The 10612-nt window shown below is 67.9% G+C and carries 10 protein-coding genes and 1 tRNA gene; 4 read left to right on the top strand and 7 right to left on the bottom strand.

The features are described from left to right. Positions 1 to 50 precede the first annotated feature (50 nt). Positions 51 to 794 (top strand): FadR/GntR family transcriptional regulator, encoded by a 744-nt coding sequence (locus ACSMFO_RS12815; RefSeq protein WP_436458795.1) that lies wholly within the window; start codon positions 51 to 53, stop codon positions 792 to 794. Positions 795 to 814: 20 nt separating this feature from the next. Continuing rightward, positions 815 to 1870, top strand: a complete 1056-nt coding sequence (locus ACSMFO_RS12810; RefSeq protein ID WP_436458794.1) for a patatin-like phospholipase family protein — start codon at positions 815 to 817, stop codon at positions 1868 to 1870. 49 nt (positions 1871 to 1919) lie between these two features. Here the strand turns inward: ACSMFO_RS12810 and ACSMFO_RS12805 are convergent, their stop codons facing one another. The 6 genes from ACSMFO_RS12805 to ACSMFO_RS12780 all read right to left on the bottom strand — a co-directional run bounded on the left by ACSMFO_RS12805 (position 1920) and on the right by ACSMFO_RS12780 (position 8944). Then, the gene (locus tag ACSMFO_RS12805; RefSeq protein ID WP_350592139.1) at positions 1920 to 2516 is read right to left on the bottom strand and encodes a class F sortase; all 597 of its coding nucleotides are present in this window, start codon (positions 2514 to 2516) and stop codon (positions 1920 to 1922) included. Positions 2517 to 2520: 4 nt separating this feature from the next. Continuing rightward, positions 2521 to 3225 (bottom strand): hypothetical protein, encoded by a 705-nt coding sequence (locus ACSMFO_RS12800; RefSeq protein WP_436458793.1) that lies wholly within the window; start codon positions 3223 to 3225, stop codon positions 2521 to 2523. A gap of 271 nt (positions 3226 to 3496) precedes the next feature. Next, a complete protein-coding gene (locus ACSMFO_RS12795; protein WP_436458792.1) occupies positions 3497 to 3829 on the bottom strand; it encodes a hypothetical protein in 333 nt (110 codons plus the stop codon). Positions 3830 to 3838: 9 nt separating this feature from the next. Continuing rightward, on the bottom strand, positions 3839 to 4882 hold the full coding sequence (locus ACSMFO_RS12790) for a trans-sulfuration enzyme family protein (RefSeq protein ID WP_436458791.1): 1044 nt from the start codon (positions 4880 to 4882) through the stop codon (positions 3839 to 3841). Between the two features lie 47 nt (positions 4883 to 4929). Then, positions 4930 to 5658, bottom strand: coding sequence for a HEAT repeat domain-containing protein (locus ACSMFO_RS12785; RefSeq protein ID WP_436458790.1), 729 nt, complete (start codon positions 5656 to 5658; stop codon positions 4930 to 4932). 49 nt (positions 5659 to 5707) lie between these two features. Beyond that, the gene (locus ACSMFO_RS12780) at positions 5708 to 8944 is read right to left on the bottom strand and encodes a penicillin acylase family protein (RefSeq protein ID WP_436458789.1); all 3237 of its coding nucleotides are present in this window, start codon (positions 8942 to 8944) and stop codon (positions 5708 to 5710) included. Between the two features lie 141 nt (positions 8945 to 9085). Here ACSMFO_RS12780 and ACSMFO_RS12775 point away from each other — a divergent pair, with 141 nt between their 5' ends. Then, the gene (locus ACSMFO_RS12775; protein ID WP_038522092.1) at positions 9086 to 9460 is read left to right on the top strand and encodes an FKBP-type peptidyl-prolyl cis-trans isomerase; all 375 of its coding nucleotides are present in this window, start codon (positions 9086 to 9088) and stop codon (positions 9458 to 9460) included. A gap of 229 nt (positions 9461 to 9689) precedes the next feature. Here ACSMFO_RS12775 and ACSMFO_RS12770 read toward each other — a convergent pair. Beyond that, positions 9690 to 9772: transfer RNA gene (locus ACSMFO_RS12770), tRNA-Leu, on the bottom strand. A gap of 130 nt (positions 9773 to 9902) precedes the next feature. On the opposite strand from ACSMFO_RS12770, the gene ACSMFO_RS12765 reads away from it, so the two are divergent. After that, the coding region (locus tag ACSMFO_RS12765) for a DUF3662 domain-containing protein (protein ID WP_436458788.1) at positions 9903 to 10612 on the top strand (710 nt) is incomplete at its 3' end.

Genomic DNA, 10612 nt, shown 5'->3' with positions numbered 1-10612 from the left:
GACCGGTAGACTGGTCTGACCAGTAAACCAGACGAGACGGCAGGGTCAAGATGGAATTCGAGCCGGTCTCCCCTGTCCGCGCGTACCAGCGTGTCGTCGAACAGATCGAGGAAGCCGTGTTCAGCGGCCGGATCAAACCGGGCGACCGGTTGCCGAGCGAACGCGAGCTGATGGTCCAGTTCGACGTCGGCCGCTCGACCGTGCGCGAGGCGCTGCGTGTACTGCAAGCAGCGGAAATGATCCGCTCCCGGCCAGGCGATCCGCGCGGGCCCGAGGTTCTGGCCGCCTCGCCCGCCGCGTTGCACCGGTCGATGCACCGGCTCGCGCGGGCCGACCATCTCGGGTTGTCCGAACTCCTGCAGTTCCGCATGGTGCTCGACGGTTCCGCACATCTGCTCGCCGCGCAGCTCAGGACGGAGGAGCATCTCGCCGAACTGGACGCCGCGCTGGAGGCGATGCGCGCGGGCGTCTCGGAGGGATTCGCGGAGTTCTCCCACGCGGACGTCGCGTTCCACGAAGCCATCGCCCGCGCGACGGGGAATCCGCTGCTGGTGATCAGCGGTGAGGTCGTCCGCGGCGTCGTACTGGAACTCATCGAGGACAAACTGGAGCACGCCGACGACCGGACGGCGCTGATGCGCAGCTGGCTGACGCATCACGAAGAAGTGCTCGGCGCGATCCGGGATTCCGACGGCGAACGCGCTTCGCGGCTGGCGAAGCAAGCGCTCTACGACAACTACGCCGAGTACGTCCCCGAAGAGCAACGACGTCTCTTGCAGCCACTACTCGCCTGACCACCCCTACACTCACTCAGGTGGGGGATACCAGCAAAGCTTCGACCACCCGGCAAGGCGTCGGTCTCGCGTTGTCCGGCGGCGGCTACCGCGCGATGTTGTTCCACACCGGGGCCCTGTGGCGGCTCAACGAACTCGGCTGGCTGTCGAAGATCTCGACGTTCTCCAGCGTTTCGGGCGGCTCGATCGCGGCCGGTGTGCTCGCGCACGCTTGGGCGGACCTGAAGTTCGAAAACGGTGTGGCGGACAACTTCTCCGACAAGGTCGTCGCGCCGATCCGGAACCTGGCACGCAAACGGCTCGACATCCCGGTCACTCTGCTCGCCATGACCGTGCCCTGGCGGAGTGCCGGCGAGGAGCTCGCGCGGGTGTACGCGAAACACCTGTTCGGCGACTGCTGCCTGAAGGACATCGATCCGACAGGCCCTCAGTTCGTCTTCACCGCGACGAACCTCCAGGACGGCGCGCTGTGGTGGTTCTTCCGGCAGAACGGCCCGCACGGGAACATCCCGCTCGCGACCGCGGTGGCCGCGTCTTCGGCGTTCCCGCCGATGCTCTCGCCCGTGGTGATCCAGGATCCGCATTCCGCCGAGCGGAAACGCAAGATCGTGCTGAGCGACGCCGGTGTCTACGACAACCTCGGCCTGGACCCGGTCGAAGGGCACGCGACAGTGCTGGTGAGCGACGCGGGCAAGCGGATGAAGGTCACGCGCAACGTCAAACGCGACTGGGGACGGCAACTGCTGCGCGTCCTCGACGTGATCGACAACCAGGTGCGCGAACTGCGGCGCGGCGCGTTGCTGAAGTCCTATGTGGAGAAGGATTTCACCGGCGCCTACTGGGGGTCTTACGTCGATCTCGCGAACTTCCAGCTCGAAGATTCGCTCGCGGCGCCCGCCGAGCGCACCCACGTGCTGGCGGAAACCCCGACGCGCCTGACGAAACTGCCGGAAGTGCTGCAGGAGCGGTTGATCAACTGGGGCTACGCGGCCTGTGACGCGGGGATGCGGAAGTGGGTCGACACCGAGGCGACGGCTCCGGGCGGGTTCCCGTTCCCGGGCGCCGGGGTGGGCTGAAAGCGTCCTTCACCGCGTCGGATGCGGTGAAGGACGCTTTCAGCCCACGTCAGGCGACCAGGTTCGCGTAAACGATGATGTTGTCCTTGTAGCTGTGCTCTTCCTTGTCGAAGACACCGCCACAGGTGATCAGCCGCAGCTGCGGCTTGTCCGTGTTGCCGTAGACCGCTTCCTCGGGGAACTGGTCCTTGGGCACCTGGTCCTTCTTCTCGACCACGAACTTCAGGTTCTTGCCGTCGCTGCGCTCGACGAGCACCTCGTCACCCGGGTTGACGTCCTTGAGCTTGTAGAAGATGCCCGGCTGCTTGTTGCCGTCGACGTGGCCGAGCAGAATCGACGGGCCGACGTCGCCGGGCACCGGCGAAAGCCGGTACCACGCGGCCTGCATCGGGTTCTTCGCCGACGGGACGGACATCTTGCCGTCCTTGCCGACCGCGACGGTGACCAGACTCGATTCCGCGCCGATCTTGGGGATCTTCACGTTCGTCGGACGGGTCCCGTTGTACGGCTTGACCACCGGCGGAGCCGATTCCGACGGCGCCGCCGCGGCGGGCGCGGCGGGTTCGTCGGTGCCGCATCCCGTCAGTGCGAGGGAAAGCACAAGGGCGGCCGCGACCAAGCGGCCGCCCTGCGTCAGGAGCTTCATCGGATCAGGCCGCGGTGGCGCCGAAACCGGTCTCGATGCCGCCCTTCGGCTTCAGCTTGACCTGCTTCTTCGGCTGCTCCGGCTTGGTGCCCGGCGCGGTCGAGCCGCCGCCGACCGTCTCGATCTCGATGTCACCCTTGCCCGGCTTGCCGTCGCAGGTCCAGGTGAAGGTGCTCGAGGTGCCCTTGAAACCGGGCTTGGCCTCGACGATGTAGATCCACAGGTAGGCGTCGCCACCGTCCTGGAACGAGTCGACGATGGTGAAGTCCGGCGCGGTGACGTCCGCGGGCTCCGAACCGCACAGGATCGCCAGCGCGCCCTCGTTGCCCTCGACGTAGCCGGCGCCGACGTTCAGCTCAGGCTTCGGCGGGGTGGTGGTGGTCGGCTTCTCCGAGGTGGAGGTCGACGGCTTGCCGGAAGTGGGCGTGCCGCCGGTCGAGGTCGGCGTGCCGGTCTCGGAGGAGGACGGCGGGGCCGTCGTGACCTTGCCGCCCGACCACGAGGGCGGGTTGCTGACCTGGCCGCCGGACCACGAGGGCGAGGGCGCCGTGGTGGGCGTCTCGCTCGTCGGCGCGGGAGGCGTGGTCGTCGTTTCGGTCTGCGCCATCGCGACCGGCGTCACGGCCAGCGAGATGACGGCGCCGGCCAGCACCGCACCCGCGATGCGGCCCAACGTCTTCTTCAAAGTGATCTCCCAGTGGAAAAGCATCGCAACGCACGGTGACCCCCACCCTGCGACCACCCGGGGAAGATTCCCACGTTCGGGTGATAGCGCGATCCTGCCCGAAAAACCGCGGCCGGACGTAGTGAATAGACGGTGACAAGAGCCACCGTGAAAACGGGTAACGCGGGAGTGGTCTCGGCCGATACAAAGGCCCGAAAGTCGCTCAGCCAAGGGAAAAACTCGCGGCGACGAGGGAATGTTAACACCCGGACGGCCCGAAATACCGACCTTTACGAACGAATTCCGAAGGTCACGATCAGAACTCCAAGAACAGCGCCACGGCGAACGACAGCACTCCGAAGAGGCCCGCGACGAACAGCCAGGGCTTCGGCGACGTCCGCTTCCGCACCGCCCGGCCGCCGCCCACCCCCGCGATCAGGAGGCCGAGGCCGAACCCGATCCCGGGGATGAAGGTGGCGAGGGTCCGGTTCTCCGCGTCGCAGGCCCAAACCCCTTCACTCGGACAGGGCGCCGCCGCGAGTTCGGCCAGCAGGCCCGCCGCGACGATCGCGAGGAAGCCCAGCACCAGGAGCCAGAACAGCCCCCACAGCCATTGCCCGAGCCGCCGAGGCGGTTTCGTCTCGTCCACGTGCCCAAGCTAGCCGAGCGCGGAGGCCAGATCCGTCCAGAGATCTTCCGGATCTTCGAGTCCGACGCTGAACCGGACGAGCCCGGCGGGCACGTGGGCGTCGCCCGCCATCCAGGCCCGCCGCTCGACCAGGCTCTCCACCCCGCCGAGGCTGGTGGCGGCACGGATCAGCCGCAGCGACCCGATGACCTTGTCCGCGGTCTCGGCGTCCGGGAGTTCGAACGCGATCATCGTGCCGGAGCCGGGATAACGCACCCGGGTGATCGCGGGGTGGTCGAGCAGCCGCGCCGCCAGCAGCTTCGCCGTGCGGGTCTGCTCGGCCAGCCGCACCGGCAGGGTCCGCAGCCCGCGTAGGGCCAGCCACGCTTCGAGCGCTCCCGGCGTCGCCCCCAACCTGGTGCGCGCGTCGCGCAGGCCTTTCGCGACGCCTTCGTCGGCCGCGATGGTGAGGCCGAGGAGAAGGTCGCTGTGGCCGCCGATGAGTTTCGTGGCGCTGTGCACGACGATGTCGGCGCCGAGCTCCAGCGGCCGCTGACCGAGCGGGGTGGCGAACGTGTTGTCCACCGCGACCAGGCCGTTCGCGGCGGCGGCGATCGTCTCGATGTCGATGACGTCGAGCGTCGGGTTGGTCGGCGATTCGAGCCAGAGGAGGTCCGCGTCCGCGGCAGCGGCGACCCAGGCGGCCGTGTCCTCCGGCTCGATCTCGGTCACCACCAGACGGCCGGTGCCGTGCGCGTGCGCGAGCAGCCCGCGCGACCCCGCGTAGGAGAACGTCGGGACACAGACCTTCGCGCCGACCGGCAGGGTGTCGACGACCGCGCTGAGCGTCGCGATGCCCGACGCGAAGGCCGTGGCGTGCCCGCCTTCGAGCGCGCCGATCGCGGCTTCGAGGGCCTCCCAGGTCGGGGTGCCGTCCTGGCGCGAATACGCGCGGTCGGCGCCGGCGTCGAAGGTGCTCGCCGCGACGATCGGCACGTTCAGCGGCTCGCCGGGCCCTTCCGGGCGTCCGGCGGCGACGGCGAGGGTGCGGGGTGACCAGTCGTTCGTGTCCACCCCGCCACCGTAAACCGTGCCCTCGCTCGGCCGGTTCACTCGTGGTTTCAGAGGTCGCTTCGGTCGATCCAGTCGATCGTGGCGACGACGTTCGCGCCGAGGGCGGCTCGGGTGGCGGCGATCGTGGCTCGACTGTGGGCTTGCTGGACGAGCATCGCCCAAGGCTGGGAATAGTCGAGGTCTGCGTCCTCCCACTGGACCTCTGTCCAGTACATCCCGCCGTCGCGTTCGACTCGCCAGAGCTGGAAGTCGAGCGTCACCTGATCATGGGCGGCGAGGTCGTCCAGGACATGGATCAGTCGTTCCGAGGGCCATGCCTCGTGCCCGTAGGCCGTGGTGAACCGGAGGCTCGCGGTCAGCGACGGGACGACGGGGTGCCGAGCGCCGAGCTCGGTCAAAGCGACTCGAATGCTGCCCGGAGCCGACCAGTCGGGAGGGTCGCCACGGTCCTTGCACGCTTGAAAGGCGCGCCGGAGCGCGGGTACCGCGTCGATGACGCGTAGCTGGGCCAAGGCGCGGGCGGACCACTCGCGGACCGTGTCGTGCTCGCTGGTCAGCAGCTCGATCAGCGGCTGCCCGGCGCGGGCGTCGCCGAGTTCTTGAAGGATTTCGATGGCGCACAGCTGCCCGAACCCGTTCAGTGTCGGCAGGGCCCGCAAGAGCGGTGCGATCACGTCGGTCTCACGGCCGAGACGGGTCAGCTCCGCCTGTGCGTCTTCGGCCTCGCCGGCGCCATCCGCGTCGAGTCGGCGAACGAGTCGCTCGATCTCGTGCATGATGGGCCCCTTCCTCACGTCCGAGCAGGGGCCCATCACACACCACGAGCTAGTGGGCGTACACCTCGAATTCGTAGAGGGAGTAGCCGTACTTCGTCCCGCGCTGGACACCGGCCATCCGGACATAGCGCCCGTCCACCGCCTCGAAGGCGACGTTGTCCGTTCCGCCGTTTCCGTCCACTATGGACGCCGCGTCCCGCCAGTTCGTCCCGTCGGACGAGACCTGCACCTTGTACGCCTTCCCGTAAGCGGCTTCCCACTGCAGGACCACGCGGGATACGCGCTGCACCGAACCGAGATCCACGGTGATCGACTGGTTGTCGCTCCAGTCGCTGGCCCAGCGCGTCGACAGGTTGACGTCGATCGCGTTGGACGGCGGCGAGTTGTACCAGCCGGTCTCGTGGCTGCTCGCGCTCACCGACCGGCCGGTGGCGAGGTTGGCGATGTTGTCGCCGCGTTTCGCCGGGAACTCCACGACCTGCTGGAAGGTCGGCCGGTTCTGGGTGCTCATCTTGTCCTGCGTGATACCGCCGAGCGCGCGGTGGATGATCGTGTCGGCGCACCACTGGTCGCCCGCGGCGCAGTCGCCGTCACCGGGATAGACGGTGTTCGCGGGCTGCGCGGCCGCCTGCGTCAGCGAGTCGAGCAGCACCTGACGGCAAGCGTTGACGTCGCCGCCACCGCAGTACTTCACGGCGAGCGGACCGGCCACGTTCTGCCCGAGTACCGAGCGGATGTCCTTGTGCACGTAGCCCCACCAGCCGGACTGGTACGACGAACCGGCGTGTCCCTGGCCGACGTGCTTGCCGGGAACCTCGTTCTGCCAGCCGGAAGGCGATTCGTTGATCTTCAGCACGCCGACCATGGCACCGTAGGCGGCGTCACCCATACCGGGTTTGAACTGGGCGTTCACCAGCAGCGGCCACCAGGCGTCCATGATGCGGATCGCGTCGGCGTTGGCGTAGGCCTTGCTGCCCGGCGACGTCTCCGAGCGCAGGCCGCCCGCGGCGAGCCAGGTCTTGAGCTTCGCCACCGCGTCCGCGGCCGGGCCGGTCACCGGTGCCTTGTCGATCACCTTGAACAGTTCCGGCAGCACCTTCTCCGCGCGGAGATCGGCCAGCGCCGCCTCCTCCATGGCCTGCGTGAGGTTCACCCGCGTCACCTTGGTGCCGCTGGAGACCATCTTCTTCACCCGCGCGTCGATCAGATCGCCACGGTGCACGGAACTCTTGTCCGCGCCGCTGGCCGCGTAGCCGTTGGTCTGCGCGTTGTTCCAGCTGATGTAGTAGTCCTGGTTGATCGACTGCGGATGCTGCGAAGACGGCGTGTAGTTCGCGAGGTTGCCGTCGGGGTTCCAGCCCTGCCAGTCGAATCCGGCGTCGGCCTTCACCGGCATGGCCGGGTCGACGTTCGGGTTGCGGACGGGGTTCGAGCCGGAGTTGAAGTACGCGACGTCACGCGAGTCGGCGTAGAACCAGTTGTAGGTCTGGTTGACGTCGGCAGCCGCGGCCTGGAAGTCCTGCGCGGATTTGATCGCGTCCGGATCGTTGAACTTCTGGAAACCGATGATCGTGTCGATCTCGTGCTGGAACGTCGACCGCAGCGACGCGTACGCCACCGGTTTGCCGCCGACCAGCGCCCGGCTCGTCACCGGCCCGTACTTGGTGCGGAAGCTGCGCAGCGTGTACGAACCTTCGGCCGTCCCGTCGGCGATCGTGGGCTTCCACGCGTTCTTGCGCTCGACGATCTCGAACGGCAGGCACTGACCGCGGAAGCGGTAGAAGTTGGAGTTCTTCGTCGGCGCGGAGCCGTTCTGCTCGCACAGTTCGACGGCGTAGGTGTCGGTGATGTCCTGCGACGCCGAGGTCGCGCTCCACGCGTAATCCTTGCCGCGGCCGAGCAGCACGTACATGCTGATGCCCGCGAACGAGGCACCGCGCGCGCTGATGCCAGGGCCCTGGAGTTCTTGCAGCATCAGCAATTGCGGCGCGAAGTAGCCGGCCTGCGGACCGAAGACGGCGACCGGGTGACCGCTCGCGGTCTTGGCGCCGGACACCACCAGCGCGTTGGACATGCCGTGCTTCTCCGACAGCAGGTTTCCCGGCAGGACGCCGTCGTCGAAGATGCCGCGGACGGCTTTCTGGTCCTCGGGCGCCGGAACGTCCACCTTGGCGGGCGTCGCCGTCCCGGCGGAACCCGTCGGGTCGAAGACCAGCTGCTGCCCGGTGACCGAACCCTTGTCCGGCATCGCCGCGCCCTGCGGGTTCGACGGCGCCTTGCCGTAGTCGAACGTCTGTCCATTGTGGAGCGTCTTGACGGTCTCGGGGTCGTCCTCGGACCGCAGGCTCTTCCAGACCTTGTCGCCTTGTTCGAGTCCGTACTTCTCCTGCATCGCCATCTTCGCGATGGCGTTCTGTACCTCGCCGCCACCGCCGGCGCCGAACTGCGCCCCGACGACGGCGGCGAGGACGACGAGGTCGGTGAGCTTGAACGGCTCGATGGTCCCGGCGTTCGTGATCGCGTCGACGTGCCCGGTGAGCACGTACTCGCCGGGGAAGTAGCGGCCGCTGTGCGCGTCGGAGATGTACTTGTTGACGCCCTGCACGTAGGCCTCGGCGTCGGCCTTGCCCTGCGCGCCGCGCGGGCCACTGGCCGCGGCGTTGTCGATCTGCTTCTGCAGTTCCTGCTCGGTGTACGGCGCCGAGGCGAAGAAGCTCTGCTCGAGTTCGCGGTTGCCCTGCGCGCCACCCGCGTACGAGGTCAACTGGCCACGGCCGACGCGGCGCATGATGTCCATCAGCCACAGGCGGTCCTGCGCGGCGGCGTATCCGGCGCCGTACATCGTGCCCGGCCGCGTCGTGCCGACGATGCGGGGCACACCGATCCCCTTGTCGCGGGTGATCGTCACGTCCGAACGGGGTTTGATCGTGCTCTCGACCTGACCGGACGGAACGCCGAACGACGCGTCGTTGAAGAACTGGTTGATCTTGTCCGTGGTCAGTGTCTTGTAGCCGTCGGCGAGCGAGGCGTACTTGCCGAGCTGATCGGCCGAATGCGCGGGCCGGGTGCCGAACGCCTTGTGCGCCAGGATCTCGGCGAGGGTGGCGTTCCCCTTGGTGCCGGGCGGGAGGATGTCACCGCACTGGCCGCCGCAATAGTCGTCGAGCGCGGCCGCCACCACCGAGTTCTGTGGCGCCTCCGCGGCGTTCGCCTGCAGTGCCGGAACGGTGCCCGCCACCAGCGTCAGCCCCGCCAGCGTCGTCAAGACCCGTATGCCTCGTCGCATGAAAGACCTCCGTCGTCGGAGAGTGACGAGGCGCACACTACCCACGGGTATCCGAATTTGTGAAGACTATTCGCGTTCTTGCCACCGTTCGGCGGAACACTCGCCCTGCGGGCCCGGGACCTGCGGAGGTAGCTTATGGACATGTCTTTGCAGAAGCCCCAGATCGACCGCCCGGAGGGCCCCGCGCCGTCCGACCTGGAGAAGTCCGACATCACCGTCGGCGAGGGCCAGGAGGCGAAGGCCGGCGACACCGTCTCGGTGCACTACGTCGGCGTCTCGCACTCGACCGGCGACCAGTTCGACGCCTCGTGGGACCGCGGCGAACCGCTGCGCTTCGGCCTCGGCGCCGGTCAGGTCATCCCCGGCTGGGACCAGGGCGTGGCCGGGATGAAGGTCGGCGGCCGCCGCAAGCTGGTCATCCCGCCGCATCTGGCCTACGGCGAACGCGGCGCCGGCGGCGTCATCAAGCCGAACGAGACCTTGATCTTCGTCGTCGACCTCATCGGCGTGAACTGACCCACACCCGACGAGCCGAAAGGGCCCTTCACCTCATCGCACGAGGTGAAGGGCCCTTTCGCTGCATCTAATGAGGTGAAAGTCCCCTTCGCCCCTACCCCAACCACCCCGCCAACCGCCGCCGACCGCACCGCGGGGGTCCGGGGGGCTCGGCCCCCCGGGAACTGACGAGCGACGACCACATGAAAGAAGGCCCCGTCGCGCTAGCGAAGGGGCCTTCAACCAAGAGTGGGCGAGGAGGGAGTTGAACCCTCACGTCCTTTCGGACACACGGACCTGAACCGTGCGCGTCTGCCATTCCGCCACTCGCCCGAGTGCTTCGTTCTCTGACAGCTCGCAAAGCGTAGCAGGCGGATTTCACGGGTTTCACCGGGGGCCGTGTCCGACTGGCCGTACCCGGATAGGATCGACGGGGAAGCACACGTGTGAGGAGGGTTGCCCGGTGGGCCGCGTCGAACGGTTTGACAGACGGCTCGAGAACCTTGTGGGCAATACCTTCGCGCGCATGTTCGGTGGCAACGTCGTCACGCAGGAAGTGGCGGTGGCGCTTGAGCGCGAGAGCGAGGAGAACGTTCGTGAGCTGGCCGGTGGTCGACAGCTCGCTCCCAATCACTACATCGTGTCGTTGGGGCAGGCTGATCACGAGCGCATGGCCGGAGACGAGCGTCGGGTCACCTCGGTGTTGGCGGAGGCGGTCAAGGAACACCTCGCCGAGCACGGATGGGACACCTATGGTGACGTCGTAGTTTCGCTCGAGCGCAACGAGGCGCTGCATACTGGACAGTTCAAGACCCGTTCGTCCGTCGATCCCGACGTCAAGCCCCACGGCGCCGAAGGTTCGTCACGGTCGGCACGACCCAGCAACGCAGGAGACCCAGCAATGAGCCAGCCCCCCGGCTACGGCCAATACGACCAGGGTGACCCGTACGGCCAGCAGCAGGGCCAGTACGGCTACGGACAGCAGGCTGGCCAGCAGCAGCCCGGGTACGACCAGGGTTATGGCGGCCAGCAGCAGGGCGGCTACGACCAGGGTTACGGCGGCGCCCAGCAGCCCGGCTACGACCAGTACGGCGGCCAGCAGCAGCCCGGGTACGACCAGGGCTACGGCGGCGCCGCCCAGCAGCCCGGCTACGACCAGTACGGCGGCCAGCA

It is taken from the genome of Amycolatopsis sp. w19 (assembly GCF_051373225.1).
GTDB classification, from domain to species: Bacteria; Actinomycetota; Actinomycetes; order Mycobacteriales; family Pseudonocardiaceae; genus Amycolatopsis; species Amycolatopsis japonica.
Note: the sequence above shows the minus strand (reverse complement) of the source record. Positions and strands in the feature narration are given on the sequence as shown.